Source organism: Serratia sp. A07, assembly GCF_058725505.1.
In genome coordinates this window covers 312,979-339,856 of sequence record NZ_JBZXDO010000004.1, presented here as the reverse complement: position 1 = coordinate 339,856, position 26,878 = coordinate 312,979, and the positions used below count along the sequence as shown (strand labels likewise).

The following is a 26,878-nucleotide window of genomic DNA, read 5'->3' as shown; positions in this document are numbered from 1 at the left end:
TGTGCTACCGCTCGACTTGCATGTGTTAAGCCTGCCGCCAGCGTTCAATCTGAGCCATGATCAAACTCTTCAATTAAAAGCTTGATTTGCTTCCACTCGAGAAGCGATGCTCAAAGATTTACTGCATGAATTTTACTTCAGTTAGTCACTCTTCAAGACTTGATATTTTTTTGCATCCGAAGATGCTGGATATCGTCTTGTGGAGTGCCCACACAGATTGTCTGATAAATTGTTAAAGAGCAGTGAGTTAGGCGCTTTCGCTTGCTAACTCGAGGTGGCGTATATTACGCTTTTCACCCGGAGAGTCAAGCGTTTATTTCGCTTTCCTCTCGCTGACCCGGCGGCTTGTCAGTCGTTGTTCCCGGTCAGTGGAGGCGCATTATAGGGAGTTCTCGGCGGGCCGCAACCCCTAATTGCAAAAAACTTTTCAATCGCTCAAATAATCACCCGAAATGCCTTTTTAGGATGTTTATTAGTCAAAAAATACCACTTTTAGCACAGTAATAGCGGCAAACCCTGTAAATAGGGACAAACGAAGATAAAGAAAAGGGAGCGGTCGCCCGCTCCCTTTCATCTTTATTACGCTCGATTGCCGTTATTGGCGTGCAACGATATGGTCGTTTTCCACATCCAACGTGACCAGCTTGCCGGGGATCAGTTTACCGGACAGGATTTGCTGCGCCAGCGGGTTCTCGATCTCCTGCTGAATAGCGCGTTTCAACGGACGCGCACCATACACAGGGTCGTAACCGGTTTTGCTCAACAGCGCCAGGGCCGGTTCGGTCATGGTCACTTCGTAACCGCGCTCTTCCAAACGCTTGTAGAGACGCGACAGCTGAATCTTGGCAATTGCAGCAATGTGTTTCTCGCCCAGCGGATGGAACACCACCACTTCGTCGATACGGTTGATGAACTCCGGGCGGAAGTGGTGACTCACCATCTCCATCACCGACTCTTTCATCTGCGCGTAGTTCATCTGACCGAAATGCTCCTGGATCAGATCTGAGCCCAGGTTGGACGTCATGATCACCACAGTATTGCGGAAATCGACGGTACGGCCTTGACCATCGGTCAGTCGGCCGTCATCCAACACCTGCAACAGAATATTGAATACGTCCGGGTGCGCTTTCTCGACTTCATCCAGCAGAATCACCGAATAAGGCCGGCGGCGCACGGCCTCCGTGAGGTAACCGCCCTCTTCATAGCCGACATAACCCGGAGGCGCGCCGACCAGACGAGAAACGGAGTGTTTCTCCATAAACTCGGACATGTCGATACGCACCATGGCGTCGTCGCTGTCGAACAGGAACGAAGCCAGCGCTTTGCAGAGCTCGGTTTTCCCCACCCCGGTCGGGCCCAGGAACAGGAACGAACCGATCGGCCGGTTAGGATCGGACAATCCGGCGCGGCTGCGGCGGATAGCATTCGAGACCGCGCTGACCGCTTCGTCCTGGCCGATAACCCGCGAATGCAGCTCTTGCTCCAGGCGCAGCAGTTTGTCACGCTCCCCTTCCAGCATTCTGGCAACCGGGATACCGGTCGCACGCGCCAGCACTTCAGCAATCTCCGCATCGGTCACCCGGTTGCGCAGCAGCTTCATGCTCTTGCCTTCGGCCTGCGTGGCGGCGGCGAGCTGTTTCTCCAGCTCAGGAATTTTGCCGTACTGCAGTTCCGACATCCGCCCCAGATCGCCGACGCGGCGCGCCTGCTCCAGGGTGATTTTGGCCTGTTCGAGTTCGGCCTTGATGTTCTGGGTGCCGGAGAGCGAGGCTTTTTCCGCTTTCCACTCTTCTTCCAGCTCCGAATATTCGCGCTCTTTCTGTCCCAGCTCGTCGCTGAGCATGTCCAGGCGTTTCTTGCTGGCGTCGTCAGACTCTTTATTCAGCGCCTGCTGTTCCAGCTTCAACTGAATGATGCGGCGTTCAAGTCTGTCAAGCGATTCCGGCTTGGAATCCATCTGCATCCGAATGCTGGACGCCGCTTCGTCGATCAGGTCGATAGCCTTGTCCGGCAATTGACGATCGGCGATATAACGGTGCGAAAGCGTTGCCGCCGCCACGATGGCCGGGTCGGTGATCTGCACGTGGTGGTGCAGTTCGTAACGTTCTTTCAAGCCGCGCAGGATAGCGATGGTGTCTTCCACGCTCGGCTCCGCCACATACACTTTCTGGAAACGACGTTCGAGCGCCGCATCCTTTTCTATATACTGACGGTACTCGTCGAGCGTAGTCGCGCCGACGCAGTGCAGCTCGCCGCGCGCCAGCGCTGGTTTGAGCATGTTGCCCGCATCCATCGCGCCATCCGCCTTACCGGCGCCAACCATGGTGTGCAGTTCGTCGATAAACAGGATACCGCTGCCTTCCTGCTTGGCCAGATCGTTGAGCACGCCTTTCAGGCGCTCTTCAAACTCGCCGCGGTACTTGGCGCCGGCGATCAAGGCGCCCATATCGAGGGACAATACGCGCTTGTGCTTCAACCCTTCAGGCACTTCGCCGTTGATGATGCGCTGCGCCAGGCCTTCGACGATGGCGGTTTTACCCACGCCAGGCTCGCCGATCAGCACCGGGTTATTTTTGGTACGGCGCTGCAGCACCTGGATGGTACGGCGGATCTCTTCGTCACGGCCGATTACCGGGTCAAGTTTGCCCTGCTCGGCGCGTTCGGTCAGATCGATGGTGTATTTCTTCAATGCTTGCCGTTGGTCTTCGGCGCCTTGGTCTTCCACGCTGTCACCGCCTCTCATTTGTTCAATGGCTTTGCTGATTTTGTCGGCCGTTGCGCCGGCCGCTTTCAACAAGTCGGTCAACGAGCCGCGGTCTTCCAGCACCGCAAGCACAAACAGCTCGGAAGAAATGAATTTGTCCGCGCGCTTCTGCGCCAGCTTGTCGCACAGGTTCAAGACGCGCACCAGCTCGTGGGACGGTTGAACGTCGCCACCGGTGCCTTCTACCTGCGGTAAACGGGACAGCGCCTGTTCGATTTCGGTGCGCACGCGCCCGGCATCGATACCTGCGGAAGTTAATAGTGGACGAACCGTGCCCCCTTCCTGATTGAGCAGGGCGCTCATCAGATGTAGCGGTTCAATAAACTGGTTGTCGTGCCCAAGGGCTAGTGACTGGGCATCGGCGAGGGCAAGCTGGAATTTGTTGGTAAGACGATCCAGACGCATAACACCTCCAAGATGGGTCGAAATTGCTACTGGAGATTAAATGAGGTCATCCCTCAAATTTTCAAGGTTATCTCGACGCTAAATTTTCGGTACAACGCCATGCGTCGTTGGATCGTCCTAATTCAATAGGTTATATCAGCCAGATTAAACTTGCCAGACGTCCGGTTATTCCATCGCGTCGATAGGAGAAAAAATGACTCTTTTCGTTAACCGTGCAGCGGTCACCACCATAGATGGCCTGCACGCCTGCCCGCAACAAACGTTGGCGCGCCAGTAAGTAGATATTAGCCAAAAACTTATCGCCGTGCGGCATAAACGCCGCCGCGGCTTCGGCGTCTTCCGCGATAAAGGCGGCACGCACCTCCGGCCCGACTTCAAACTGCTGCGGGCCAATCGCCGGCCCCAGCCAGGCGCGGATCTGGCCCGGTGCGGCGCTGAACGCCGCCACGGTTTGTTCCAGCACGCCATGGCACAACCCACGCCAGCCGGCGTGGGCGGCGGCCACTTCATCGCCGTTCTGCGAGCAGAACAGCACCGGCAGACAATCCGCCGTCATCACGGCACACACCTGCCCCGGCACGTTGCTGTACACCGCATCCGCCCGCAGATCGGCGGGCGCTTGCCCCGTCAACGTCACCACGCGGGTGCCATGTACTTGCTCGAGCCATACAGGCATCTGCGGCAAGCCGGCGGCGGTAACCAACCGTTCCCGATTGCGCTTCACCGCTTGCTCCTCGTCACCGACGTGGGTGCCGAGGTTCAGCGAGTCATAAGGCGGCAGGCTGGTGCCGCCGCCGCGCGTGGTGCTGCAGGCCTTAACGCCGGAAGGCAACGGCCAGTCGGGCAGAATGAGCGAATTCATTACCAGTCCATCTGATCTTTGAATTCTTCGGTGTCCGCCTTCAGCGCGTTGATCAGATCGACCATGTCCTGCGGCAGCGGCGCATGCCACTCCATCTGGATACCGCTGATCGGATGATACAAACGCAGCATGGTGGCGTGCAGCGCCTGGCGGTCAAAGCCGCGCAGCGTGTTGATGAAGGCTTCCGAAGCGCCTTTCGGCGGACGTGGACGGCCGCCGTACAGCGGATCGCCCACCAGCGGATGGCTGATGTAAGCCATGTGTACGCGGATCTGGTGAGTACGGCCGGTTTCCAGGCGCAGACGCAGGCGGGTGTGCGCACGGAAGTGTTCCATGATGCGGTAGTGCGTCACCGCCGGTTTACCCATCGGGTGCACCGCCATGTGGGTGCGCTTGGTAGAGTGACGCGCGATAGGCTCTTCTACCGTGCCACCGGCGGTCATGGTGCCGATCGCCACCGCTTCGTATTCACGGGTAATTTCACGCGCCTGCAGCGCTTCCACCAGCCGGGTTTGCGCCGGCACGGTTTTCGCCACCACCATCAGACCGGTGGTGTCTTTATCCAGACGGTGCACGATGCCGGCGCGCGGCACGTCGGCGATTTCCGGGTAATGATGCAGCAATGCATTGAGCACCGTGCCGTCCGGGTTACCGGCGCCAGGATGCACCACCAAATCGCGCGGTTTGTTGATCACCAGGATGTCGCTGTCTTCATAGACGATATCCAACGCGATATCCTGCGGCTCCCAACGCGCCTCTTCTTCAATCTGTGCATCGATGGCGACGGTCTCTCCGCCCAGCACCTTCTCTTTCGGTTTGTTTGACGTTTTGCCATTGACCTTCACCCGATCGCCCAGGATCCACTCTTTTATGCGAGATCGTGAATAATCAGGGAACAATTCGGCCAAAGCCTGATCTAAACGTTGTCCGAGTTGAGATTCGGCCACCGTTGCGGTGAGTTGTACTTGTTGTGCCATATGCAGCTTCTTCGTTAACGTTGGGTTTTCACGGCGATGCCGTTTAATATAATGTGCTATTGTACCTGGTCTTTGTCGGGAGCTTAACGGACAGTCTCCCGGAATAACACCCTGAGGATAATCAAAACGTCATGACGCGTATGAAATATCTGGTGGCAGCAGCCACGTTGAGCCTGGCGCTGGCAGGTTGCTCCACATCCAAGGATGCGGTTCCCGACAACCCACCTTCGGAAATCTATGCTACCGCGCAGCAAAAACTGCAGGACGGTAACTTCAAGGGCGCGATTACGCAACTCGAAGCGTTAGATAACCGCTATCCTTTCGGGCCGTATTCCCAGCAGGTCCAGCTGGATTTGATTTACGCCTACTATAAGGCTGCCGACTTGCCGATGGCTCAGGCATCCATCGATCGCTTCATGCGTCTGAACCCGACGCACCCGAACATCGATTACGTGATGTACATGCGCGGCCTGACCGACATGGCGCTCGATGACAGCGCACTGCAGGGCTTCTTCGGGGTTGACCGTTCTGACCGCGATCCTCAGCACGCTCGCGCTGCGTTCCGCGACTTCAGCCAGTTGATTCAGCAATACCCGAACAGCCAATACGCGACCGATGCCAACAAGCGTTTGGTGTATCTGAAAGACCGCTTGGCCAAGTATGAGCTTTCGGTGGCGGAATACTACACTAAACGCGGTGCTTACGTCGCGGTCGTTAATCGCGCCGAGCAGATGTTGCGTGAATTCCCGGATACCAAAGCGACCCACGACGTGTTGCCGCTGATGGAAAATGCCTACAAGCAGCTGCAGTTGAACGGCCAGGCTGACAAAGTGGCCAAAGTGATCGCCGCCAACCCGCAATAACCGCGCGTCGGCATCGGCAGAAAAACCAAACGGCAGCCTCGGCTGCCGTTTTCATTGGCGTCGACCGGGTTTTCACTGGAGAAATATACAAGTAAAAACACGGTGTTAGCTAGCGCCCCTCACCGGTCAACTCATCGATAATGCGCCATCCGGCGGCAACTCTCAAGCATTAGATAGTCAATTCAGATGCTGAATCACAGATTGAACTAACTTTGCAAAAAGTGACAAAAAATCGTGATTTACATCACGCATTTAAACAAAAAGCGGGGTATGCTGGATTCACCAAGACGGAAAGACAGAGAGGTAAGTTATATGACATTGAACATTACCAGCAAACAAATGGATATCACTCCCGCAATCCGCAATCACGTCGAAGACCGTCTCACCAAACTGGAAAAATGGCAGACCCAGCTCATAAACCCACATATCGTCTTATCTAAAGAACCGCAGGGGTTTGTCGCCGACGCTACCATTACCACGCCTAACGGCCCGCTGGTCGCCAGCGCCAAACATGATGACATGTACACCGCCGTTAATGAGCTGATCGCCAAGCTGGAGCGCCAGCTGAACAAGGTGCAGCACAAAGGCGAAGCGCGCCGCTGCAATGCCAGCGTGAAAGACATCGTGCCGGAAGTCACGCAAGAGCAAGAATATCCGTCCGACAGCGATTGCCGCATCAAACGCGCCCGAGGGCGCGTTTTTTGTCGGGTATTTTTGTTGACGGGGTAAAGGCCAGCGGTTACTTTAAAACCTGATCGCATTAACCTTAGGTAGACCATGCCACGCACACCGTTTTTCTTCGCATTCTTTTTTACCTTCCCCTGACTGGGAGGCGTTTCGTCGTGTGAGAAAGAATGCGAAGACGAACAACAAGGCCTCCTGGAAACAGGGGGCTTTTTTTATGGCTATTTTACAACGAATAAGAACTGAAGGCGGAAGCTGATTATGACTGACAACCCGTTATTGGTGCTGCGCGAGCGCATCAGCGCACTGGACTTGAAACTGTTGGCCCTGCTGGCGGAACGCCGTGAGCTGGCGATCGAAGTCGGCAAGACCAAGCTGCACTCTCACCGCCCGATCCGCGATAAAGAACGCGAGCGCGACCTGCTGGACGCGCTGATCGCCGCCGCCAAACCTTACGATCTGGACGGCTTCTACGTCACCCGCCTGTTCCAACTGATCATTGAAGACTCCGTTCTGACCCAACAGGCGCTGCTGCAGCACCAGCTCAACCCCGTCAGCCAGCACTCCGCCCGCATCGCCTTCCTCGGCCCGAAAGGCTCTTATTCACATCTGGCGGCGCGTCAATACGCCGCCCGCCATTTCGATCAGCTGATCGAATGCGGCTGCCAGAAGTTTCAGGATATCTTCACCCAGGTGGAAACCGGCCAGGCGGACTACGCGATACTGCCGATCGAGAACACCAGCTCCGGCTCGATTAACGAGGTGTACGATCTGCTGCAACACACCAGTCTGTCGATCGTCGGCGAGCTGACTAACCCGATCAACCACTGCGTTCTGATTGCCGGCGACAGTGATTTGAGCCAGATTGAAACCGTCTACAGTCACCCGCAGCCGTTCCAGCAGTGCAGCCAGTTCCTGAACCGCTTCCCGCACTGGAAAATCGAATACACCGAAAGCACCGCCGCCGCGATGGAGAAAGTCGCCAAGCTGAATTCACCGAAGGTAGCGGCGCTGGGCAGCGAAGCCGGCGGCGCACTGTACGGGCTGCAGGTGCTGGAACACAACCTTGCCAACCAGCAGCAGAACATCACCCGCTTTATCGTCCTGGCGCGTAAAGCGATTGACGTCTCCGAACAGGTGCCGGCCAAAACCACGCTGATCATGGCGACCGGCCAGCAATCCGGCGCACTGGTCGAAGCGCTGCTGGTTCTGCGCGACAACGGCATCATCATGACCAAGCTGGAGTCACGCCCGATCAACGGCAATCCGTGGGAAGAGATGTTTTATATCGATGTGCAGGCCAATCTGCGTGCCGACGCGATGCAAAAAGCGCTGCGCGATCTGGCACCAATCACCCGCTCGCTGAAGGTACTGGGCTGTTACCCGAGCGACACCGTGGTGCCGGTCAACCCATCCTGAAACCATAAAAAAAGGGTTCGGCCAAGCCGAACCCCTTACCTTTACGTTTACCACCCGCGTTTTACTGCCGGCTGTCGTTAGCCTGCCGCAACAGCGTGCGGCTCTCCACCAGGAAGCGCTGGGCGTAATCGCCGAACCAGTGCTCCACCTTGCGGAAACTGTCGATAAACGCCTGTTTGTCGCCATGCTCCAACAACTTTATCGCCTCGCCGAAGCGCTGGTAGTAACGCTTAATCAGCGCCACATTTTCCTCCGACGACATGATGATGTCGGCGTACAGCTGCGGATCCTGCGCAAACAAGCGGCCAACCATCGCCAGCTCCAGCCGGTAGATCGGCGAGGAGAGCGCCAGCAGTTGCTCCAGTTGCACGTTCTCTTCCGCCAGGTGCAACCCGTAGGCGAAGGTGGCGAAGTGCCGCAGCGCCTGAATAAACGCCATGTTTTGATCGTGTTCGACCGCGCTGATGCGATGCAGCCGCGCCCCCCACACCTGCAGTTGTTCAAGCAACCACTGGTAAGCCTCCGGCCGGCGGCCATCGCAGTAGACCACTACCTGCTTCGCCACGCTGCCCACGTCCGGGCCGAACATCGGGTGCAGCCCCACCACCGGGCCGTTGTGCACCGCCAGCATCGCATGCAGCGGACGGTTCTTCACCGACGCCAAATCCACCAGAATACAGTCGTCGGGCAACGTTGGCAGGCGGCTTATCACCTGCTCTGTCACATGGATCGGCACGCTGACGATCACCATGCCGGCGTCGGCCAACAGCTGTTCCGCCTGTGGCCAATCTTCCTGATCCAATACCCTGACCTGATAACCCGACAGCGTCAGCAGACGGTTGAACAGCCGGCCCATCTGGCCGTTGCCGCCGATGATGACGATCGGCCGCAGCTGCGGGCACAGGGTTTTAAAGCCTTTATCGTTCTCGCTGACGTATGATTCGCGCATCACGCGGCGCAAGACGTCCTCGATCAAATCCGGCGGCACCCCGAGGTTTTCCGCCTCCTGACGGCGCGAGGCCAGCATCGCCGCCTCGCGCTCCGGCACATAAACCGGTAAACCGTGGCGGCTTTTCACCTCCCCCACTTCCGCTACCAGATGCAGGCGTTTTGCCAGCAGATCCAGCAACGCTTTGTCCACCTCGTCGATTTGATCGCGCAGCGCGGTCAGTTCTGCCACCATAACTTACTTTTCTCCCGTGCGTGCCGTCAGCGCAGCGCCGAGTTCCTGATGCATATGACGCAGCAGCGTTTCCGTGCTCTCCCAGTCGATGCAGGCGTCGGTGACGGACACACCGTAACGCATGTCTGCACGCGGCTGTTCGGAAGACTGATTGCCCTCATGCAGATGGCTCTCCAGCATAATGCCGGTGATCGAACGGTTGCCCGCTTTGATCTGCTCCACCACGGACTCGGCCACCGCCGGCTGACGGCGATAGTCTTTATTCGAGTTGCCATGGCTGCAATCTATCATCAAGGACGGATGGAGTCCCGCCTCGAGCATCTGTTTTTCACAGGCCGCAACGTGCTCGGCGCTGTAGTTCGGGGTTTTGCCGCCGCGCAGGATCACGTGCCCGTCCGGATTGCCCTGGGTCTGCAGCAGGCAAACCTGGCCCGCCTGGTTGATGCCGACGAAGCGGTGCGGCATAGCGGCGGCGCGCATGGCGTTGATGGCGGTGCCCAGACTGCCGTCGGTGCCGTTTTTGAACCCGACCGGCATCGACAGGCCGGAAGCCATTTCGCGGTGGGTCTGCGATTCGGTGGTGCGCGCGCCGATCGCCGACCAGCTGAACAAGTCCCCCAGGTACTGCGGGCTGTTCGGATCCAACGCTTCGGTAGCCAACGGCAAGCCCATGCCCACCAGATCCAGCAACAGGCGACGCGCGATATGCAAGCCTGCTTCAACGTCAAACGAACCGTCCATGTACGGATCGTTGATCAAACCTTTCCAGCCGACAGTGGTTCTGGGTTTTTCAAAATAGACGCGCATAACGATATACAGCTGATCGCTCAAGTCAGCCGCCAGGGTCTTCAAACGACGGGCGTAGTCCAGTGCCGCATCCGGATCGTGGATCGAACAAGGCCCGCACACTACCAACAGACGGTGATCGCGCCCCTGCAAAATATTGGCGATGGTGTTGCGCGCGGTGGCGATTTCATTTTCGTCGTCGGCGCTAAGCGGGAACTGGTTCTTCAGCTCCTCCGGCGTGATGAGAACCTGTTCTGCACTGATGTGTACGTTATTGAGCGCGTCTTTTTGCATGATGCTATTCCTGTCGTTTGGCGTTATGCGTTGAAATGGAACATTGAGCGTTTCAGGGCTCTACCTTACCACGGGTTGTAAAGTTTTCAATCCAATATCCGTAAATAAAAAATTACCGTGATTAAACCGATGAAAATGCACGCATGTAAATATCAATAAATTAAAATAAAACCAAGTAAATTCAATGATATGTACAAAAAACAAGACATCGAAACGCACCTGTACGCCTTCCCGGCGGAAACCCCACTCCGTAAATATATATGTACAGTTGATTTTACAGGCAAGATACGCCGCCCGCCGCGGCGCCAACTAACGGGCAGCAGCGGATACCGTCAGGCTCAGCACGAAAGGCCGCCGAAAGCGATGAATTTAAGTAGAAGAAAAACGAATAAATGAGGAATAAAAATTAAAAACTTAAGCTAATGGCGGCTATTTTTGTCGCCGAAGTGAACCGATATAATGTGACCGTCATCAACAATAACCACCCTTAACAACTGGATCCAAGATGCTCTCTTCTCGCGCTCGTCGCGCTTTTCCGCTGTATATTTGCTGCTTAACGACTTTCACCAGTGTTTCAGCCCTTGCCGACAATACGCTTTTCACCGCGATGGACGATCCGGCCACCGCAAAGAAACCGTTCGAAGGCAACGTGCAGGCTGGCTACAACGCCCAGTCCGGCAACTCGCAAAGCTCTACCCTGTTGGCCAACACCAACATGACCTGGTTCAATACCGACGCGGCGTATAGCCTGTGGGGGGCGGCCAATAACACCACCTCCTCAAACGTGCGCTCGTCCGAAAAGTACCAGGCCGGTGGCCGTACACGCTATAACCTGACCGATCGCAACTACCTGTTCGGCCAGGCCAGCTGGCTGAGCGACCGTTTCAACGGTTATGACTCGCGCTCCACTCTGACCGGCGGTTACGGCCGCCAACTCCTCAACGGGCCGCTCAGCGATCTGCGGGTGGAATTCGGTCCCGGCGTACGCCATGACGAATACCACGGCGGCGGCCGCTCGACCAAAGGGCTGGCCTACGGTGCGGCCAACTATTCCTATCAGCTGACCGACAACACCAAGTTCATTCAGGGCGTTTCCGCGCTGGCGAACGAGGAAACCACGCTGAACTCGGAAAGCGCGTTGAACGTGGCGATCAACGATCGCTTCTCACTGCGCGTGGCCTACACCGTGACCTACAACAGCAAACCGCCGGCCTCCGCACCGAAAAACACCGATACCACCACCTCGGTCACGCTGGTCTACGGCCTGTAACCTCCCCCCGCCCAGAATCTCTCGAAGCCCATCATCGATGGGCTTTTTTTATACCCGCCGCTCTCTCTTGCACAATCTGCTAAAAATATTCATCTCGCCCATTGACGACTTTAGCAAATAGCTTAATACTGTATGCATATACAGTAATTATTATACAGCCTCGTGGCATGATGGATTTCGATAGCGAGTGGCCAACAACGCATCGATAACCCCAGCTCCGAGAGACTGTAAACAAAGTGAGCATAAGCTATGGAGAAAATCACCTCATTCATCACCTACGCCATGGCGCTGTTTCTCGCCTGGCTCGGCAGGCTCTCTCCGCAGGACATTGCCTTTTTAGTCGGTGCGGCGGTAGGAATCGGCACGTTTCTGGTGAACTGGTACTACCGACGTAAAAGCCTGCAGATCTTGAAGGCTATTGAGCGCAATGCGGCATCACGGAGGAAAATTTACGATGAGTGCAATCGTTAAGAGCTGCAGCGTCGCCGCCGTTTTGGCCATCGCCGTGCTGTTACCGTCATTTGGCGAGCTGCAAACCTCAGAAGCCGGCCTCAGGCTGATCGCCGATCTCGAAGGTTGCCGCCTGTCGCCTTACCAGTGCAGCGCCGGAGTGTGGACACAGGGCATTGGACACACCGCCGGCGTCATCCCGGGCCAGGCTATCGATGAGCGGCAAGCCGCTGTGGATTTGGTAGACGATGTTCGCCGCACCGAGCGTGGCATGGCCGCCTGCCTGCCGCAAACGCTCCCACAAGAAACCTATGACGCGGTGATCGCCTTCGCCTTCAACGTGGGCATCAGCGCCGCCTGCCACTCCACGCTGGTCACGCTGCTGCAGCAGCGCCAGTGGCAACAGGCTTGCGATCAGTTGCCACGTTGGGTTTACGTAAACGGAAAGAAAAACAAGGGGCTGGAACAGCGACGCGCCACGGAACGCGCACTGTGCTTGCAAGGCATTGCCTCATCATGACGGGCTCGCTCGCCTAAGTGGTGATGCCACAACAATTTCACTTAATTTGTTCAAGGGGGGTTCTTATGATGCACTGTCCACTATGCGGTCACGTGGCCCACACTCGCTCCAGTCGCTATCTGAGCGAGTCGACCAAAGAGCGTTACCATCAATGCCGCAACATCAACTGCAGCTGCACGTTCGCCACGCACGAATCCGTTGCACGGGTGATCGTCAAGCCCGGCGATGACATTGTCCCGGCGCAGCCGCACCCGCCGGAGAATCAGCATAAACAAAGCGCCGCCGCGCTGTAATGCAAAAAGCCTGCTGATGCAGGCTTTTTAATGTCGCTACAACGTGGCCAAATCTCGCAAATGCAACGAAGCCGGATTTTCAGATAAAAAAAGGGGTTGGCATAGGCCAACCCCTGATAACTATTAACTTTTGGATGCAGCGTTAGTTAACGCGGTTCAGACGCTCTTTGATACGAGCAGCCTTACCAGTACGTTCACGCAGGTAGTACAGTTTAGCTTTACGAACGGCACCACGACGTTTAACAGTAATGCTGTCGATTACTGGGGAGTGAGTCTGGAATACGCGCTCAACACCTTCGCCGTTGGAAATCTTACGAACAGTGAATGCAGAGTGCAGACCGCGGTTACGGATAGCGATAACCACGCCCTCGAATGCCTGCAGACGTTTTTTGCTACCTTCAACGACCCATACCTTCACTTCCACGGAATCACCCGGACGGAATGCAGGTACGTCTTGTTTCATCTGCTCTTGTTCAAGTTGCTTAATAATGTTGCTCATAATATGTCTCTTACCCTAGGTAAACTGATATATCGGTCCCGTCTGATGTCAGACGTTTCCTTCATAGTCCTGTTGCCTGGCCTGATGTTCCCGTTGGAACTCAGCCAGCAACACCGCTTGCTCGTCAGTCAGAGCTAGGCTTTCTAGAAGTTCAGGTCTTCTAAGCCAGGTTCGGCCCAGCGACTGCTTTAAGCGCCAGCGACGTATCTCGGCATGGTTGCCCGACAGTAGAACCGGCGGTACTTCCATCCCTTCCAACACCTCTGGGCGGGTATAGTGCGGGCAGTCCAGCAATCCGTCGGCGAAGGAGTCTTCCTCCGCTGAGGCCTGATGGCCCAGCACACCCGGTATGAAACGGGCGACTGAATCAATCAGGGTCATCGCCGGCAGTTCCCCGCCGCTGAGAACGTAATCGCCGATTGACCACTCTTCGTCAATTTCGGTTTGGATTACGCGCTCGTCTATCCCTTCGTAACGGCCGCACACCAGAATCATCTTCTGATTGGCCGCCAGTTCGCACACGCCGGTTTGATCCAGCTTGCGCCCCTGAGGTGACAGATAAATCACCTTTGCTCCCTCGCCTGCCGCTTCTTTCGCCGCATGAATGGCTTCCCGTAAAGGTTGCACCATCATCAGCATTCCCGGGCCGCCGCCATAAGGGCGATCGTCCACGGTGCGATGCCGGTCGTAGGTGAAGTCGCGAGGACTCCAACACTGCACGCTCAGCAGGCCATTTTTTACTGCCCGGCCAGTCACCCCGTAATCGGTGATAGCGCGGAACATCTCAGGAAACAGGCTTACAATACCGATGAACACAAGCCAATCCCCTTACCGTTATTCCACTTGCTTCGACCGTTTGATCCGGGGGTCAAAAACCAGGATCCCAATCTGCCTCAATCACGCGGGCAGTGAGATCGACTTTCTTGATAACCTGCCCATGAAGAAACGGAATCAACCGCTCCTTCATGCCGAACGCATCTTTCAGGTTCGCTTTCACAACCATCACATCGTTCGAGCCGGTTTCCATCATATCGATGACTTTACCCAGCTCGTAGCCGGCGGTGGTGACTACCTGGCAGCCCATCAGGTCTTTCCAGTAGTAATCGTCACCCTCCAGCGGAGGAAGTTGCTCAGAATCCACCATAATCTCGCGATTAGTCAGCAGATTCGCCGCGTCCCGATCGTCAATGCCTTTGACCTTGATGATCAGATCCTGACTGTGGCGCTTCCAGTCTTCCAACTCGATATACTGCCACTGACCCGCCTGCTGGATAAACCACGGCTGATAGTCAAAAATGCTTTCGGCGTTCTCGGTGGATGAAAACACTCTGAGCCAACCACGAATGCCGTAAGCGGACCCCATTTTACCGAGTACAATCGGCTGCTTAGGCGCTACCGGTTTGAGTTGCTTGCTCATTGCCACCACCGCGACAGATTAAGCTGCTTTCTTAGCGTCTTTGATCAGCGCGTGAACGCGATCAGAAACGGTTGCACCCAGACCAACCCAGTGCTCGATGCGGTCCAGGTCCAGACGCAGTGCTTCAGCCTGACCGGAAGCGATCGGGTTGAAGAAGCCTACGCGCTCGATGAAACGACCATCACGAGCGTTGCGGCTGTCGGTCACTACTACTTGATAGAACGGACGCTTTTTAGCGCCGCCACGTGCCAAACGAATTGTTACCATAACATCCTCTTTAGTTAATAAAACAGCCGGGCCCCATTGAGGGACGGGGCCCGGTTGCAATATAAAAAGCCCGAAAATTTTACTCATTTTGGCGCAAAAAGCAATCTAAAGCGTCGATCGCAGGGGACAACTTTTGCAGCCTGTCAAATTTCGGGCGGTTTTCACCGCGAACGGCGAATGCTGAAAGCGCCCGCACTCGGCGTGCGGAGGCCCATCAGCGGCCTGGGAAGCCCGGCGGCATCATACCTTTCATGCCGCGCATCATCTTCGCCATACCGCCTTTCTTCATCTTCTTCATCATACGCTGCATTTCGTCGAACTGCTTCAGCAAGCGGTTGACGTCCTGCACCTGCATGCCGGCCCCCATCGCGATGCGGCGCTTGCGCGAGCCCTTGATGATTTCCGGTTTGGCGCGCTCTTTCAGCGTCATCGAGTTGATGATCGCCTCCATGCGCACCAGCACTTTATCGTCCATCTGCGACTTGACGTTGTCCGGCAGCTGGCCGGCGCCCGGCAGCTTGCTCAGCATGTTGGCCATGCCGCCCATGTTGCGCATCTGCTTGAGCTGCTCCAGGAAGTCGGTCAGATCGAAACCGTCACCCTTCTTCAGCTTGTTGGCCAACTTCTCCGCCTGCTCGCGGTCGACCTTGCTTTCGATATCTTCGATCAGCGACAGCACGTCGCCCATGCCCAGGATGCGCGATGCCACGCGATCCGGGTAGAACGGCTCCAGCGCTTCGGTCTTCTCGCCCACGCCGAGGAATTTGATCGGCTTGCCGGTGATATGACGGATGGACAGCGCGGCACCGCCGCGCGCGTCGCCGTCGACCTTGGTCAGCACCACGCCGGTCAGCGGCAGCGCTTCGTTAAACGCCTTGGCGGTATTGGCGGCGTCCTGGCCGGTCATGGCGTCGACCACGAACAGGGTTTCCACCGGCTTGATCGCCGCGTGCACCTGTTTGATCTCGTCCATCATCGCTTCGTCAACGTGCAAACGGCCGGCGGTATCGACGATCAGTACGTCGTAGAACTTCAGCTTGGCCTGTTGCAGCGCGCGATTGACGATGTCGATCGGTTTTTCTTTGACGTCAGACGGGAAGAAATCGATGCCGACGCCTTCCGCCAGCGTTTCCAGCTGTTTGATCGCCGCCGGGCGATAAACGTCCGCGGAAACCACCAACACTTTCTTCTTCTGTTTTTCTTTCAGGAATTTGCCGAGTTTACCGACGCTGGTGGTTTTACCGGCACCCTGCAAGCCCGCCATCAGCACCACCGCCGGCGGCTGGGCCGCCAGATTCAGCTCGGTGTTGACTTCGCCCATCGCGGCGATCAGCTCGCCCTTGACGATCTTGACGAACTCCTGCCCCGGCGTCAGGCTCTTGTTGACTTCATGACCGACCGCGCTCTCTTTGACGCGGTTGATGAAGTCGCGCACCACCGGCAGCGCAACGTCCGCTTCCAGCAATGCCATGCGCACTTCACGCAGGGTTTCCTTGATATTCTCTTCGGTCAGCCGCCCGCGGCCGCTGATATTGCGCAACGTGCGCGACAATCGATCGGTTAAATTTTCAAACATCGTCTCATGCTCAACGTGTAATGACAGGCCGCTCCGGCGACACAATTGCGCCGATGATAACACGAAGCGCGGCGGATCTCTGCCTCAGCGTTGGAGATAGGTTGGAGTGAAACGCGCGCAACGTTATACTGACACTCCAATTAACCACGCCGAAGCAAAATTAAACGCTATGCCAGTTTTCTCCATTGTGGCTTTGATGGCCTACCTGCTCAGCCTTGGACTGATCATTCCCAGCTTGTTGCGGAAGAACAGCGCATACCGTCGGCTTGCCCTCGTCTCGGCGGTGGTGGCGCTGATTTGCCATGCCATCGCGCTGCAGCAGCGCATCTTTGACGTCAGCGCCGGGCAGAATCTCAGCCTGCTGAACATTGGCTCCATCGTCAGCCTGATCATCTGCTCGGTGATGACCTTCGTCGCCTCGCGCGACCGCGGCTGGTTCCTGCTGCCGATCGTCTACAGCTTCGCGATGATCAACCTGGCCTTCGCCAGCTTCATGCCCGGCGAGTTCATCACTCACCTGGAAGCCAGCCCGGAACTGATGGTGCATATCGGCCTGGCGCTGTTCTCTTACGCTACCCTGATCATCGCCGCGCTCTACGCCTTGCAGCTCGCCTGGCTCGATTACCTTCTGAAAAACAAGAAGTTGACCTTTAGCGCCGACATGCCGCCGCTGATGAGCATCGAGCGCAAGATGTTCCATATCACCCAGATCGGCGTGGTGCTGCTGACGCTCACCCTGTGCACCGGCTTGCTGTACATGGATAATCTGTTCAGCAAAGAGAACGTGCATAAAGCCGTGCTGTCGATCATGGCCTGGTTCGTGTATATCGTGCTGTTGTGGGGCCATTACCATGAAGGCTGGCGCGGCCGCCGCGTCGTCTGGTTCAGCTTCGCCGGCGCCTTCCTGCTGACGCTCGCCTACTTCGGCAGCCGTCTGATTCAGCAGGTGATGGTGCGCTAATCCAGCCCGGTTCAATTCTCCCTCTCTATAAGGAATACTGCATTGGAGCATGTGTCGACGGGGACCCTCATCATTATCCTGGTGATCATGATCGTGGTCTCCGCTTACTTCTCCGCTTCAGAAACCGGCATGATGACGCTCAACCGTTATCGCCTGCGTCACCTGTCCAAACAGGGCAACCGCTCGGCGCGTCGGGTGGAGAAGCTGCTGCAAAAACCGGATCGACTGATCGGCCTGGTGCTGATCGGCAACAACCTGGTCAACATCCTCGCCTCGGCGCTGGCGACCATCGTCGGCATGCGGCTGTATGGCGATCTCGGCGTGGCGATCGCGACCGGCATACTGACCTTCGCCGTGCTGCTGTTCGCCGAAGTGCTGCCGAAGACCTTCGCCGCCCTCTATCCGGAACGTATTGCCTTCCCCAGCAGCGTCCTGCTGGCCCCGTTGCAAAAGGTGATGTTCCCGCTGGTCTGGCTGCTCAACGGCATCACCAGCCTGACCTTGCGCCTGTTCGGCATCCGCACCAACGTGCGCATCAGCGACGCCGTCAGCAAGGATGAGCTGCGCACTATCGTGCGCGAATCCCAGTCGCAAATCTCCCGCCGCAATCAGGACATGCTGATTTCGGTGCTGGATCTGGAAAAGGTGACGGTCAACGACATCATGGTGCCGCGCACCGAGATCGTCGGCATCGACGTCAACGACGACTGGAAGTCGATCATGCGCCAGCTGACCCACTCGCCGCACGGCCGCATCGTGCTGTATCGCAGCTCGCTGGACGACGCGATCGGCATGCTGCGCGTGCGCGAAGCCTACCGCCTGATGACCGAGAAAAAAGAGTTCAACAAAGAGAACCTGCTGCGCGCCGCCGATGAAATCTACTTCGTGCCGGAAGGCACGCCGCTCAACGTGCAGCTGGTGAAGTTCCAGCGCAACAAAGAGAAGGTCGGCATCGTGGTCGACGAGTACGGCGACATTCAGGGCCTGGTCACGGTAGAAGACATTCTCGAAGAGATCGTCGGCGACTTCACCACCTCGATGTCACCAACGTTGGCGGAAGAGGTCACGCCGCAGAGCGATGGCTCGGTCTTGATCGACGGTACCGCCAACGTGCGCGAACTGAACAAGGCCTTCAACTGGACCCTGCCGGCCAGCGAGGCCCGCACCGTCAACGGCATGCTGCTCGAAGAGCTGGAAGAGATCCCTGAAACCGGCACCCGGGTGCGTATCGGCCACTACGATATCGACATTCTCGACGTGCAGGGCAACATGATCAAACAGGTGCGAGTCACGCCGATCACCTCGCTGCAGTCCAGCGTCGGCCATCACTGACCGCCGGCCTGAAAGTAAAAAAGACGCGAAATCGCGTCTTTTTTTATCTCTGCGGGAAACTCGCGGCTAGATATGCAGTTCCTGCAGCTTCTCTTTTGGCAGCGCTAGCTCGTCGTTGTGGTTAACCACCACGTCGTTATCCAGGATGTGCTTGGCGATCTCCTGCGCTTCTTCCAGCGAGTGCATATGGTAAGTGCCGCACTGGTATTCGTTCAGCTCAGGGATTTTGCGCTGGTCGGTCACTTTCAGCACGTCGGCCATCGCCGCTTTCCACGCATCGGCTACGCGCTGCTCTTCCGGCACGCCGATCAGGCTCATGTAGAAACCGGTACGACAGCCCATCGGGGAGATGTCGATAATCTCCACGCCCTGGCCGTTCAGGTGGTCACGCATAAAGCCGGCGAACAGGTGCTCCAGCGTGTGAATGCCGCGCTCGGGCATCACTTCCAGGTTCGGGCGGCAAAAGCGCAGATCAAACACCGTGATGGTATCGCCATGAGGCGTTTTCATGGTTTTCGCAACGCGGACAGCCGGAGCTGCCATACGGGTATGATCGACGGTAAAGCTATCCAGCAATGGCATTTCGCTACCTCCTCGTAAAAGAGCATTTATTTCGAAACTTTTTTTCCTAACCGGGAAACCTTTTCTAACCCTGCGAGTCTGAGTATGTGAAAGACGCGCATTTGTTATCATCATCCCTGTCATCAGAGATGCATATTTGGCCACATTGATGTGGCCTTTTTCTTTTTCAGCTTCCGCCGTTTTGCTTCAGGAACGCTTCAAAGCTTAGCGTATCATTGGCTTCTATGTCGCGTTGGCGCTGCCACGAGGCTTCCCGCTCTTTATCCAGCTCGGCTTCGTTCAGGATTTCCAACGGCTCTTCCAGCAACGTCTGACGATACTGCTCCGCCAGCTGCAACCCGACGCGCCCGGTGCCTTCCGCCTTCATCGCCTTCAGAATGCGCGCAGAGAAGGTCAACTCAGGATCGTCGAACGCGGCAACCAGCTCATCACACACCTGCTGGTATTGACGGTTGCCGGCTTCGCCGTCCAACACTTCCGCCACCCGACGCAGATCGGCGAACAGCGCCTTACCCACTTTTTCGAGCGGTTCATGGCTGGCGCCACAGCCGATGCCGATGGTCTGGCCCGGCTTACGCCCTTCCAGAATCACCCGGTTCCAGTTCTTGCGCGTGCACAGCAGTTCATCGCTGCTCATCTCCGGCGCATCGGCCAGCGCGCACCACACCAGGAACAGATCCAGGAAACGCGCCTGCACCGCGTCCACGCCGATTGGCGAGAACGGGTTGATATCCAGCGAACGCACTTCGATGTATTCGATGCCGCCGCGCAGCAGCGCGTCCGACGGCGTCTCGCCGCTTTGGGTCACGCGCTTCGGCCGGATCGGCGCATACAGCTCGTTCTCGATTTGCAGCACGTTGCTGTTCAGCTGCAGGTAGCGATCGCCCTCTTTCACGCCCAGCTTGGCGAACTCTTCAGAAGGCGTCGCAATTGCCCGCTTCAGACCGGCCACATAGCTGTGCAGATCGTTGAAGGTGATGCCCAAATTGCTCTGCGACTTGTTGGTGTAACCCAGGTCGCTCAGACGCAGCGAGGTGGCGTACGGCAGGTAGCACATCCCCTGCTCGGTGCGCTCGAACGGCAGATTGGTCTCACGCCCTTTGAGGAACGAAGAACAAATGGCCGGCGATGCGCCGAACAGATACGGGATCACCCAACCGAAACGGTAATAGTTGCGGATCAGGCGGAAATACCCCGCCGAGATCTGCTCTTTACCGCTTTCTGCGTCCTGCACCCCGGCCCAGGCCTGCCAAAACTCCAGCGGCAGCGAGAAGTTGTAGTGCACGCCGGAAATGGTCTGCATCAGCGCGCCGTAGCGATTCTTCAACCCTTCGCGGTACAGCGTCTTCATGCGGCCGATGTTCGACGAACCAAACTGCGCCAGCTCGATATCCTGCTCGGCTTCGATAAAGCACGGCATGCTGAGCGGCCACATGCGCTCATCGCCGATATTGCGCGCCACGTAACGATGAATATCGCGCAGGAACGTCAGCAGGTGATCGATGTTGTCATCAACCGGCGTAATGAACTCTAACAGCGCTTCGGCGAAATCCGTGGTGATCCAGTGGTGCGTCAATGCCGCGCCCAGCTTTTCCGGATGCCCGGTGGTCGCCAAGGTGCCGTTCGGCGTGACCCGCAGCGTTTCACGCTCGATGCCGCGACGAATGCCTTTTAATGCCTGGGGATGGGCTTCCAACCAAGAAAGCGCCTGTGATACGTCCGGGATCAAATTGACCTCCCGCTTCTAAAAACAATAACTCGTAAGCATACTGAATCCGCACCCGAGAGAATATTGAGTTATATTCACTTGGTTACTGCCACCAGGCGATACCCTGTACCGTTATCATAGCCAAAACGATGTAACGCAGCGCCTTTCCGATACACAGAAACAGCGCGACAGAGCCCCAGGGCATGCGCAGCCAACCTGCCAACACGCACAACAAATCGCCCACCACCGGCACCCAACTGAGCAGCAGCGCAGCCGGGCCGAAGCGTTGCAGCCACCCGAGCGCCGTTGCCAGCCCCCGCTGTGGTTTCAACGCCGGTAACAGGCGCCCGATAATGACATTGGTCAAGCCACCCAGCGTATTGCCCAGGGTCGCGGCCAGCACCAGCAACTCCGGCGAGACGCGACTCTGGGTCAGCAAGGCGACCAGAACGATTTCTGAATTTCCCGGCAGCAGCGTCGCACTGAGGAAGCTACTGCCAAATAACGATATTACGGCTAGCGTACTACTCACAGCGTACGGACGTCTACCACAGCCATACCGGCACTTTTCGCCGCCTGAATGCCGAAATCGGCGTCTTCAAACACCACGCATTTTTCCGGCGGCACGCCGATCAGTTCGGCACAGCGCAAGAAGGTGTCCGGCTCCGGTTTGTGGCGCTGCACGTCGTCCGCACCGACGATCGCGTCGAAGCAGTTGAACAGGCCGAGATGACGCAGCAGCATTTCCGCCATGCGGTGCTCGCTGCCGGTACCGACCGCCATCGGACGGCGGCCGTGATAGGACTTCACCACCTCGATCAGCGGCAATGGACGCACGCTGTCCAACAGCATCGCTTCCACCGCGCGGGTTTTCTCCGCCGCCAGGTGATGGGGATCGAGATCGGCCTGATGGCTGGCGATAATCGCCTGGGCGATGCGCCAGGTCGGTGAACCGCTCAGCGCCACCATGGCCGCTTCATCAAACGTCATGCCATAACGGGACAGCACTTCACGCCACGCTTTGCGGTGCGTTGGCTCGGTGTCCAGAATCGTGCCGTCCATGTCGAAAATAAGACCCTGATAGCGGTCGTACATCGTTACTCCATGATCGTTGAGGAAAGAAAACTACTTTAGCGTAAAGCCGTTGGGTTGTCGCTGACTGCGTCATAACGGAATGTGCTGTGCCCGATCGGGCGCAAAGGAGGACGGGGGAGAGAGAATGGCTAAATGCTGAAAAGCGAAAAACCCGCCGAAGCGGGTTTCTCTTAGATGGTGCATCCGGGAGGATTCGAACCTCCGACCGCTCGGTTCGTAGCCGAGTACTCTATCCAGCTGAGCTACGGATGCATTACTATTTTTACTGCTTGCCTGCTTCGCTAATGAAGCCAGACTTAAAGAATGGTGCATCCGGGAGGATTCGAACCTCCGACCGCTCGGTTCGTAGCCGAGTACTCTATCCAGCTGAGCTACGGATGCATTACTATTTTTACTGCTTGCCTGCTTCGCTAATGAAGCCAGACTTAAAGAATGGTGCATCCGGGAGGATTCGAACCTCCGACCGCTCGGTTCGTAGCCGAGTACTCTATCCAGCTGAGCTACGGATGCAAATGGCGGTGAGGCGGGGATTCGAACCCCGGATGCAGCTTTTGACCGCATACTCCCTTAGCAGGGGAGCGCCTTCAGCCTCTCGGCCACCTCACCAAACGCTTCTTTCGAATTGCGCCTAACTTGCTTTAGAGAAGCTCATCGGCACTGCGTGGCGCACATATTACTTTCTCCGACTTTTAAGTCAAACAATTTTTCCCAACTCATGCGCGTTTGCACAATTCGCACCCAACATGGGCGATTTCACGGCAAAAAGGGCGTTTTATCAACAGGCAACCGCAGCGTCTGTAGCAACAAAGCAGAAAACTAACCGGGAAAATAATCACGAAAAAGAGAGGGGAGAACGAAAGAAGTGGGTAAAACGATGCAGTAGCGTCTCGTCTGGCAACGAGACGCTGCTTCGGAATCAGTAAGTCGTCTGCTGAGACTTCTCTGCCTGAATGCGCTGATAGATTTCTTCACGGTGAACCGAAACCTCTTTGGGGGCGTTCACACCAATACGCACCTGGTTGCCTTTTACCCCTAGCACAGTGACCGTAACCTCATCGCCAATCATGAGGGTTTCACCAACTCGACGAGTCAGAATTAACATTCTTTGCTCCTTGAAAGATTAAAAGAGTCGGGTCTCTCAGTTTCCCCGTCATTATCCATCATATGTGGTGAAAACGTAAGCCGCGCAACCCACAATAAGTGTAAGCAGACTTGGTCCCACCTCAGATAATGGTAAGTTTAGCCGACCTGAAAAACTTTGTTCCCGCAATTGTAACTAAATTGTGTTAGCACAGTATGAAAACGCCATAATCAACAAAGTATTATGGCGTTTGTGCGTGCTATTTATTATATGTTCACAGCTTCGAGGCCACCCAGGCTTCTACGCTGTTTAACGCCGCTGGCAGGGCGTTGATATCCGTCCCCCCCGCCATCGCCATATTAGGGCGACCACCGCCCTTGCCGCCTACCTGCTGCGCCACGTTGCCAATCAACTCGCCGGCTTTCACGCGGTCAGTCAGATCCTTGGTCACGCCTGCAACCAGGCTGACTTTGTCATCAGCCGTCGTTGCCAACACGATGATGGCTGAACCCAATTGATTTTTCAGGTCATCCACCATGGTGCGCAGCATTTTGGCTTCGACATTGTCCAACTGGCTGACCAACAGCTTCACGCCGTTAACCACTTTTGCCTGGCTGGACAGCGACGCGCTTTCCTGCGCCGCCTGCTGATCTTTCAACTGCTGCAGTTCTTTTTCCAGCGCGCGGGTGCGATCGAGCACCGAGCGCACTTTATCGGTCAGGGTGTTGCTGTCGCCCTTAACCAGCTGCGCAACGTCTTGCAACAAATCGCTTTGCTGGTGCAGCGTGGCGATAGCGCCTGCGCCGGTCACCGCTTCAATACGACGGATGCCCGCCGCGGTGCCCGACTCGCTCAGAATACGGAACAGGCCAATATCGCCGGTGCGGCTGGCATGAGTACCGCCACACAGCTCGGTGGAGAAGTCGCCCATGGTCAGTACGCGCACGTTGTCATCGTACTTCTCGCCAAACAGCGCCATCGCGCCCTTCTCTTTGGCATCTTCCAACGCCATCAGCTCGGTCTGTACCGGCAGGTTACGACGCACCTGCTGGTTCACCAGATCTTCCACCGCGCGGATTTGCTCCGGCTTCATCGCTTCGAAGTGCGAGAAGTCGAAACGCAGATATTTGTCGTTAACCAGCGAGCCTTTCTGCGCGACGTGGTCACCCAACGTTTGGCGCAGCGCGGCGTGCAGCAAGTGAGTCGCGGAGTGGTTAAGACGGATGCTGTTGCGGCGCTCAGCGTCGATCTGCGCATCCAGGCGATCGTTCAGCTTCAGCGAGCCCTGCGCCAGTTTGCCCTGGTGGCCGATAGCCTGGCCGTATTTCTGGGTGTCGTTGACCACAAACTCTACGCCGGCGGCTTTCAGCACGCCTTTATCGCCGACCTGGCCGCCGGATTCACCGTAGAACGGCGTCTCATCCAGCACTACCACCGCCTCTTCGCCGGCGTTGATCTGATCGACCGGCTGGCCGTCGCGGAACAGCGCGATGACAGTTGCCTGCTGCTCGTCGTGATCGTAACCGCTGAACTGGCTGCTGCCGTCCACGCGGATCAGGCTGTTGTAGTCGGCGCCGAAACCGCTGGATTCGCGCGCACGGCGGCGCTGCGCTTCCATCGCTTCTTCAAAGCCCGCTTCATCGACTTTCAGACCGCGCTCGCGGCAGACGTCAGCGGTCAGATCGACCGGGAAGCCGTAGGTATCGTACAAACGGAAAGCGGTTTCGCCGTCCAGGGTATCGCCCTGCAGCTTGGCCAGCTCTTCGTCCAACAGCGCCAGGCCACGCTCCAGCGTGCGGGCAAACTGCTCCTCTTCGGTTTTCAGCACCTGCTCCACCAACGATTGCTGGCGTTTCAGTTCGTCGGCCGCCGGGCCCATCACTTCGATCAGTGGCGCCACCAGCTTGTAGAAGAAGGTGTCTTTCGCGCCCAGCATGTTGCCATGGCGGATCGCGCGACGAATGATGCGGCGCAGCACGTAGCCGCGGTTTTCGTTAGACGGGATCACGCCATCCGACACCAGGAAGGCGCAGGAACGGATGTGGTCGGCGATAACGCGCAGGGATTTGTTGTCCAGATCGGTTGCACCGGTCACTTTTGCCACGGCGGCGATCAGGGTACGGAACAGATCGATTTCGTAGTTGGAGTTCACATGCTGCAACACCGCCGCGATGCGCTCCAGGCCCATACCGGTATCCACCGAAGGTTTCGGCAGCGGCAGCATGGTGCCGTCGGACTGGCGGTTGAACTGCATGAAAACGATGTTCCAGATCTCGATGTAGCGGTCGCCGTCTTCTTCCGGGCTGCCAGGAGGGCCGCCCCAGATGTGATCGCCGTGATCGTAGAAAATCTCGGTGCACGGGCCGCATGGGCCGGTGTCGCCCATCTGCCAGAAGTTGTCGGAAGCGAAAGGCGCGCCCTTGTTGTCGCCGATGCGAATAATGCGCTCGGCCGGTACGCCGATTTGCTTCTGCCAGATGTCGAACGCTTCGTCATCGGTTTCATACACGGTGACCCACAGTCGCTCTTTCGGCAGGTTGAACCAGTTTTCACCGGTCAGCAGTTCCCACGCGTAGCTGATCGCGTCATGCTTGAAGTAATCGCCGAAGCTGAAGTTGCCCAGCATTTCAAAGAAGGTGTGGTGACGGGCGGTATAGCCGACGTTTTCCAGGTCATTGTGCTTGCCGCCTGCGCGCACGCAGCGCTGCGAGGTGGTGGCACGGGAATAGGCGCGTTTGTCCAGCCCCAGGAAAACATCCTTAAATTGGTTCATGCCGGCATTGGTAAACAGCAATGTCGGATCATTGTTAGGCACCAGGGAGCTGCTCGCTACAACCTGGTGACCCTTACTATGAAAGAAATCGAGAAACGCTTGACGGATCTCAGCGGTGCTCTTGCTCATAATTTTCCTGGAAAGGCTAGAATAACGACACGTGAGCCGGTGACGCGTCATCCCGACGATGACAACCAGCTCACGAACAAAAAGTGGGGATAAGATAAATTTTCTTCAGAGGGAAGTAAAACCCCGTGTGCGCTCATTGCGCAAAATCACGGTAAATTGACTGAATTTCTTCCTGGAAGAAGCCGCGATAGAGCAGATAGCGCTGCACTTTGGCTTTCTCTTTCCAGTCGGTTGGCAACGCATCGCCAAATTTTCGCTGCGCCACCTGTTTCGCCTGTTCGCACCAGTCGATGTCGCATTCCGCCAGCGCGTCCTGCACCAGCGCTTTGTCGACACCCTTTTGCATCAGTTCACTGCGGATACGCTGCGCACCGTAACCTTTGCGGCTGCGGCTGCCGATGTAGCTGTGAGCGAAACGCTTATCGTCTAGCCAATTATGCTGGTAACAGTAGGCAATAACCTGCTCGATCAGCGCAGGATCCACCGGCTCTTCAGCCCCCGGCGATGATGCCGGCGCATGTGGCCCCCTGCCGCCAAAACGGGCTTTCGCCACAAACGGCTGCGCCGCAAGTTTGCGGCGCAGTTCAGCTTCACTATGATCGCGTTGCGACAGCAGGCGCATGGCGCGGCTTAGCAAGTCATTCATCATTCAAGCCTGAATTTATGGGATATGCGCCACACGAACGGC

At 56.8% G+C, this 26,878-nt stretch carries 28 protein-coding genes, 4 tRNA genes, 1 rRNA gene and 1 other annotated feature; of the genes, 11 read left to right on the top strand and 22 right to left on the bottom strand.

The window, feature by feature from the left end:
* The 4 genes from AC4PR2_RS07005 to rluD form a co-directional block, all read right to left on the bottom strand.
* Nucleotides 1–76: ribosomal RNA gene (locus tag AC4PR2_RS07005) — 16S ribosomal RNA — on the bottom strand; the annotation flags it as partial.
* 519 nt (nucleotides 77–595) lie between these two features.
* Nucleotides 596–3,169 carry an ATP-dependent chaperone ClpB gene (gene clpB, locus AC4PR2_RS07000; RefSeq protein ID WP_492174959.1) on the bottom strand — a complete coding sequence of 858 codons (2,574 nt, stop codon included), beginning with the start codon at nucleotides 3,167–3,169 and terminating at the stop codon, nucleotides 596–598.
* Between the two features lie 130 nt (nucleotides 3,170–3,299).
* Nucleotides 3,300–4,031 carry a purine nucleoside phosphorylase YfiH gene (gene yfiH / locus AC4PR2_RS06995; protein WP_197802423.1) on the bottom strand — a complete coding sequence of 244 codons (732 nt, stop codon included), beginning with the start codon at nucleotides 4,029–4,031 and terminating at the stop codon, nucleotides 3,300–3,302.
* The gene (rluD, locus tag AC4PR2_RS06990; protein ID WP_004932452.1) at nucleotides 4,031–5,008 is read right to left on the bottom strand and encodes a 23S rRNA pseudouridine(1911/1915/1917) synthase RluD; all 978 of its coding nucleotides are present in this window, start codon (nucleotides 5,006–5,008) and stop codon (nucleotides 4,031–4,033) included. Before rluD ends, yfiH begins: the two co-directional genes overlap by 1 nt.
* 131 nt (nucleotides 5,009–5,139) lie before the next feature.
* Between rluD and bamD the strand changes: the two genes are divergently transcribed.
* The 4 genes from bamD to pheA all read left to right on the top strand — a co-directional run bounded on the left by bamD (nucleotide 5,140) and on the right by pheA (nucleotide 7,974).
* The gene (bamD, locus tag AC4PR2_RS06985) at nucleotides 5,140–5,871 is read left to right on the top strand and encodes an outer membrane protein assembly factor BamD (protein ID WP_004932456.1); all 732 of its coding nucleotides are present in this window, start codon (nucleotides 5,140–5,142) and stop codon (nucleotides 5,869–5,871) included.
* Nucleotides 5,872–6,183: 312 nt separating this feature from the next.
* The gene (raiA, locus tag AC4PR2_RS06980; protein WP_492174958.1) at nucleotides 6,184–6,600 is read left to right on the top strand and encodes a ribosome-associated translation inhibitor RaiA; all 417 of its coding nucleotides are present in this window, start codon (nucleotides 6,184–6,186) and stop codon (nucleotides 6,598–6,600) included.
* A gap of 47 nt (nucleotides 6,601–6,647) precedes the next feature.
* Nucleotides 6,648–6,774, top strand: a sequence feature (Phe leader region).
* Nucleotides 6,649–6,696, top strand: coding sequence for a hypothetical protein (locus tag AC4PR2_RS06975; RefSeq protein WP_101428074.1), 48 nt, complete (start codon nucleotides 6,649–6,651; stop codon nucleotides 6,694–6,696). (Overlaps the previous feature by 48 nt.)
* A 42-nt stretch (nucleotides 6,775–6,816) precedes the next feature.
* Nucleotides 6,817–7,974, top strand: a complete 1,158-nt coding sequence (pheA, locus tag AC4PR2_RS06970) for a bifunctional chorismate mutase/prephenate dehydratase (protein ID WP_060425327.1) — start codon at nucleotides 6,817–6,819, stop codon at nucleotides 7,972–7,974.
* 61 nt (nucleotides 7,975–8,035) lie between these two features.
* On the opposite strand, the gene tyrA is transcribed toward pheA, so the two are convergent.
* Both tyrA and AC4PR2_RS06960 read right to left on the bottom strand, forming a co-directional pair.
* Entirely contained in the window at nucleotides 8,036–9,157 is a 1,122-nt protein-coding gene (tyrA, locus tag AC4PR2_RS06965) for a bifunctional chorismate mutase/prephenate dehydrogenase (RefSeq protein ID WP_049273621.1), read from the bottom strand.
* A gap of 3 nt (nucleotides 9,158–9,160) precedes the next feature.
* On the bottom strand, nucleotides 9,161–10,237 hold the full coding sequence (locus AC4PR2_RS06960; protein WP_038871801.1) for a 3-deoxy-7-phosphoheptulonate synthase: 1,077 nt from the start codon (nucleotides 10,235–10,237) through the stop codon (nucleotides 9,161–9,163).
* Between the two features lie 505 nt (nucleotides 10,238–10,742).
* Between AC4PR2_RS06960 and AC4PR2_RS06955 the strand changes: the two genes are divergently transcribed.
* The 4 genes from AC4PR2_RS06955 (at nucleotide 10,743) to AC4PR2_RS06940 (ending at nucleotide 12,770) form a co-directional block, all read left to right on the top strand.
* Complete coding sequence (locus AC4PR2_RS06955) at nucleotides 10,743–11,507, top strand: DUF481 domain-containing protein (RefSeq protein ID WP_047728881.1); 765 nt, start codon at nucleotides 10,743–10,745, stop codon at nucleotides 11,505–11,507.
* A gap of 249 nt (nucleotides 11,508–11,756) precedes the next feature.
* A complete protein-coding gene (locus AC4PR2_RS06950; RefSeq protein WP_038871804.1) occupies nucleotides 11,757–11,978 on the top strand; it encodes an HP1 family phage holin in 222 nt (73 codons plus the stop codon).
* The gene (locus tag AC4PR2_RS06945) at nucleotides 11,962–12,477 is read left to right on the top strand and encodes a lysozyme (RefSeq protein ID WP_492174957.1); all 516 of its coding nucleotides are present in this window, start codon (nucleotides 11,962–11,964) and stop codon (nucleotides 12,475–12,477) included. The genes AC4PR2_RS06950 and AC4PR2_RS06945 overlap by 17 nt, the downstream gene beginning before the upstream one ends.
* A gap of 65 nt (nucleotides 12,478–12,542) precedes the next feature.
* Nucleotides 12,543–12,770, top strand: a complete 228-nt coding sequence (locus AC4PR2_RS06940; RefSeq protein ID WP_016929021.1) for an ogr/Delta-like zinc finger family protein — start codon at nucleotides 12,543–12,545, stop codon at nucleotides 12,768–12,770.
* A gap of 142 nt (nucleotides 12,771–12,912) precedes the next feature.
* Here the strand turns inward: AC4PR2_RS06940 and rplS are convergent, their stop codons facing one another.
* The 5 genes from rplS to ffh form a co-directional block, all read right to left on the bottom strand.
* On the bottom strand, nucleotides 12,913–13,269 hold the full coding sequence (gene rplS / locus AC4PR2_RS06935; RefSeq protein ID WP_015376707.1) for a 50S ribosomal protein L19: 357 nt from the start codon (nucleotides 13,267–13,269) through the stop codon (nucleotides 12,913–12,915).
* 48 nt (nucleotides 13,270–13,317) lie between these two features.
* Entirely contained in the window at nucleotides 13,318–14,085 is a 768-nt protein-coding gene (gene trmD / locus AC4PR2_RS06930; RefSeq protein ID WP_060440743.1) for a tRNA (guanosine(37)-N1)-methyltransferase TrmD, read from the bottom strand.
* Between the two features lie 52 nt (nucleotides 14,086–14,137).
* Nucleotides 14,138–14,686, bottom strand: a complete 549-nt coding sequence (rimM, locus tag AC4PR2_RS06925; protein ID WP_197802419.1) for a ribosome maturation factor RimM — start codon at nucleotides 14,684–14,686, stop codon at nucleotides 14,138–14,140.
* Between the two features lie 18 nt (nucleotides 14,687–14,704).
* Entirely contained in the window at nucleotides 14,705–14,953 is a 249-nt protein-coding gene (gene rpsP, locus AC4PR2_RS06920; RefSeq protein ID WP_004932501.1) for a 30S ribosomal protein S16, read from the bottom strand.
* A gap of 214 nt (nucleotides 14,954–15,167) precedes the next feature.
* A complete protein-coding gene (gene ffh / locus AC4PR2_RS06915) occupies nucleotides 15,168–16,529 on the bottom strand; it encodes a signal recognition particle protein (RefSeq protein ID WP_004932504.1) in 1,362 nt (453 codons plus the stop codon).
* A gap of 169 nt (nucleotides 16,530–16,698) precedes the next feature.
* Between ffh and AC4PR2_RS06910 the strand changes: the two genes are divergently transcribed.
* Together AC4PR2_RS06910 and AC4PR2_RS06905 are read left to right on the top strand one after the other, a co-directional pair.
* Nucleotides 16,699–17,490 (top strand): cytochrome C assembly family protein, encoded by a 792-nt coding sequence (locus AC4PR2_RS06910; protein ID WP_004932506.1) that lies wholly within the window; start codon nucleotides 16,699–16,701, stop codon nucleotides 17,488–17,490.
* A 42-nt stretch (nucleotides 17,491–17,532) separates the two neighbouring features.
* A complete protein-coding gene (locus AC4PR2_RS06905) occupies nucleotides 17,533–18,822 on the top strand; it encodes an HlyC/CorC family transporter (protein WP_038871814.1) in 1,290 nt (429 codons plus the stop codon).
* A gap of 66 nt (nucleotides 18,823–18,888) precedes the next feature.
* On the opposite strand, the gene luxS is transcribed toward AC4PR2_RS06905, so the two are convergent.
* The 10 genes from luxS to alaS all read right to left on the bottom strand — a co-directional run bounded on the left by luxS (nucleotide 18,889) and on the right by alaS (nucleotide 26,190).
* Nucleotides 18,889–19,404, bottom strand: coding sequence for an S-ribosylhomocysteine lyase (gene luxS / locus AC4PR2_RS06900; protein WP_019455133.1), 516 nt, complete (start codon nucleotides 19,402–19,404; stop codon nucleotides 18,889–18,891).
* Nucleotides 19,405–19,570: 166 nt separating this feature from the next.
* Nucleotides 19,571–21,133, bottom strand: coding sequence for a glutamate--cysteine ligase (gene gshA / locus AC4PR2_RS06895; RefSeq protein ID WP_049200284.1), 1,563 nt, complete (start codon nucleotides 21,131–21,133; stop codon nucleotides 19,571–19,573).
* 82 nt (nucleotides 21,134–21,215) lie between these two features.
* On the bottom strand, nucleotides 21,216–21,644 hold the full coding sequence (locus AC4PR2_RS06890; RefSeq protein ID WP_004932520.1) for a YqaA family protein: 429 nt from the start codon (nucleotides 21,642–21,644) through the stop codon (nucleotides 21,216–21,218).
* Nucleotides 21,641–22,207, bottom strand: coding sequence for a fructose-1-phosphate/6-phosphogluconate phosphatase (gene yqaB, locus AC4PR2_RS06885; protein ID WP_033637176.1), 567 nt, complete (start codon nucleotides 22,205–22,207; stop codon nucleotides 21,641–21,643). The genes AC4PR2_RS06890 and yqaB overlap by 4 nt, the downstream gene beginning before the upstream one ends.
* Before the next feature lie 175 nt (nucleotides 22,208–22,382).
* Nucleotides 22,383–22,459, bottom strand: a tRNA-Arg gene (locus tag AC4PR2_RS06880).
* Between the two features lie 52 nt (nucleotides 22,460–22,511).
* A tRNA-Arg gene (locus AC4PR2_RS06875) sits at nucleotides 22,512–22,588 on the bottom strand.
* 52 nt (nucleotides 22,589–22,640) lie between these two features.
* Nucleotides 22,641–22,717, bottom strand: a tRNA-Arg gene (locus AC4PR2_RS06870).
* A gap of 3 nt (nucleotides 22,718–22,720) precedes the next feature.
* Nucleotides 22,721–22,813 (bottom strand) — tRNA-Ser (locus tag AC4PR2_RS06865).
* A gap of 310 nt (nucleotides 22,814–23,123) precedes the next feature.
* Nucleotides 23,124–23,309 (bottom strand): carbon storage regulator CsrA, encoded by a 186-nt coding sequence (gene csrA / locus AC4PR2_RS06860; protein ID WP_004091602.1) that lies wholly within the window; start codon nucleotides 23,307–23,309, stop codon nucleotides 23,124–23,126.
* A gap of 253 nt (nucleotides 23,310–23,562) precedes the next feature.
* Entirely contained in the window at nucleotides 23,563–26,190 is a 2,628-nt protein-coding gene (alaS, locus tag AC4PR2_RS06855; RefSeq protein ID WP_492174956.1) for an alanine--tRNA ligase, read from the bottom strand.
* Here alaS and AC4PR2_RS06850 point away from each other — a divergent pair.
* Complete coding sequence (locus AC4PR2_RS06850) at nucleotides 26,140–26,283, top strand: hypothetical protein (RefSeq protein WP_162091232.1); 144 nt, start codon at nucleotides 26,140–26,142, stop codon at nucleotides 26,281–26,283. The two genes, alaS and AC4PR2_RS06850, sit on opposite strands and share 51 nt — an antisense overlap.
* 40 nt (nucleotides 26,284–26,323) lie before the next feature.
* Here AC4PR2_RS06850 and recX read toward each other — a convergent pair whose 3' ends face one another.
* Nucleotides 26,324–26,836, bottom strand: coding sequence for a recombination regulator RecX (recX, locus tag AC4PR2_RS06845; protein ID WP_060440746.1), 513 nt, complete (start codon nucleotides 26,834–26,836; stop codon nucleotides 26,324–26,326).
* Nucleotides 26,837–26,878: the final 42 nt, after the last annotated feature.

Bases quoted from the DNA above. Each gene is read 5' to 3' on its own strand.
- clpB (WP_492174959.1), bottom strand. From the start codon at position 3,169: ATGCGTCTGGATCGTCTTACCAACAAATTCCAGCTTGCCCTCGCCGAT.
- yfiH (WP_197802423.1), bottom strand. From the start codon at position 4,031: ATGAATTCGCTCATTCTGCCCGACTGGCCGTTGCCTTCCGGCGTTAAG.
- rluD (WP_004932452.1), bottom strand. From the start codon at position 5,008: ATGGCACAACAAGTACAACTCACCGCAACGGTGGCCGAATCTCAACTC.
- bamD (WP_004932456.1), top strand. From the start codon at position 5,140: ATGACGCGTATGAAATATCTGGTGGCAGCAGCCACGTTGAGCCTGGCG.
- raiA (WP_492174958.1), top strand. From the start codon at position 6,184: ATGACATTGAACATTACCAGCAAACAAATGGATATCACTCCCGCAATC.
- pheA (WP_060425327.1), top strand. From the start codon at position 6,817: ATGACTGACAACCCGTTATTGGTGCTGCGCGAGCGCATCAGCGCACTG.
- tyrA (WP_049273621.1), bottom strand. From the start codon at position 9,157: ATGGTGGCAGAACTGACCGCGCTGCGCGATCAAATCGACGAGGTGGAC.
- AC4PR2_RS06960 (WP_038871801.1), bottom strand. From the start codon at position 10,237: ATGCAAAAAGACGCGCTCAATAACGTACACATCAGTGCAGAACAGGTT.
- AC4PR2_RS06955 (WP_047728881.1), top strand. From the start codon at position 10,743: ATGCTCTCTTCTCGCGCTCGTCGCGCTTTTCCGCTGTATATTTGCTGC.
- AC4PR2_RS06950 (WP_038871804.1), top strand. From the start codon at position 11,757: ATGGAGAAAATCACCTCATTCATCACCTACGCCATGGCGCTGTTTCTC.
- AC4PR2_RS06945 (WP_492174957.1), top strand. From the start codon at position 11,962: ATGAGTGCAATCGTTAAGAGCTGCAGCGTCGCCGCCGTTTTGGCCATC.
- AC4PR2_RS06940 (WP_016929021.1), top strand. From the start codon at position 12,543: ATGATGCACTGTCCACTATGCGGTCACGTGGCCCACACTCGCTCCAGT.
- rplS (WP_015376707.1), bottom strand. From the start codon at position 13,269: ATGAGCAACATTATTAAGCAACTTGAACAAGAGCAGATGAAACAAGAC.
- rimM (WP_197802419.1), bottom strand. From the start codon at position 14,686: ATGAGCAAGCAACTCAAACCGGTAGCGCCTAAGCAGCCGATTGTACTC.
- rpsP (WP_004932501.1), bottom strand. From the start codon at position 14,953: ATGGTAACAATTCGTTTGGCACGTGGCGGCGCTAAAAAGCGTCCGTTC.
- ffh (WP_004932504.1), bottom strand. From the start codon at position 16,529: ATGTTTGAAAATTTAACCGATCGATTGTCGCGCACGTTGCGCAATATC.
- AC4PR2_RS06910 (WP_004932506.1), top strand. From the start codon at position 16,699: ATGCCAGTTTTCTCCATTGTGGCTTTGATGGCCTACCTGCTCAGCCTT.
- luxS (WP_019455133.1), bottom strand. From the start codon at position 19,404: ATGCCATTGCTGGATAGCTTTACCGTCGATCATACCCGTATGGCAGCT.
- yqaB (WP_033637176.1), bottom strand. From the start codon at position 22,207: ATGTACGACCGCTATCAGGGTCTTATTTTCGACATGGACGGCACGATT.
- csrA (WP_004091602.1), bottom strand. From the start codon at position 23,309: ATGTTAATTCTGACTCGTCGAGTTGGTGAAACCCTCATGATTGGCGAT.
- AC4PR2_RS06850 (WP_162091232.1), top strand. From the start codon at position 26,140: ATGAAAGAAATCGAGAAACGCTTGACGGATCTCAGCGGTGCTCTTGCT.
- alaS (WP_492174956.1), bottom strand. From the start codon at position 26,190: ATGAGCAAGAGCACCGCTGAGATCCGTCAAGCGTTTCTCGATTTCTTT.
- recX (WP_060440746.1), bottom strand. From the start codon at position 26,836: ATGAATGACTTGCTAAGCCGCGCCATGCGCCTGCTGTCGCAACGCGAT.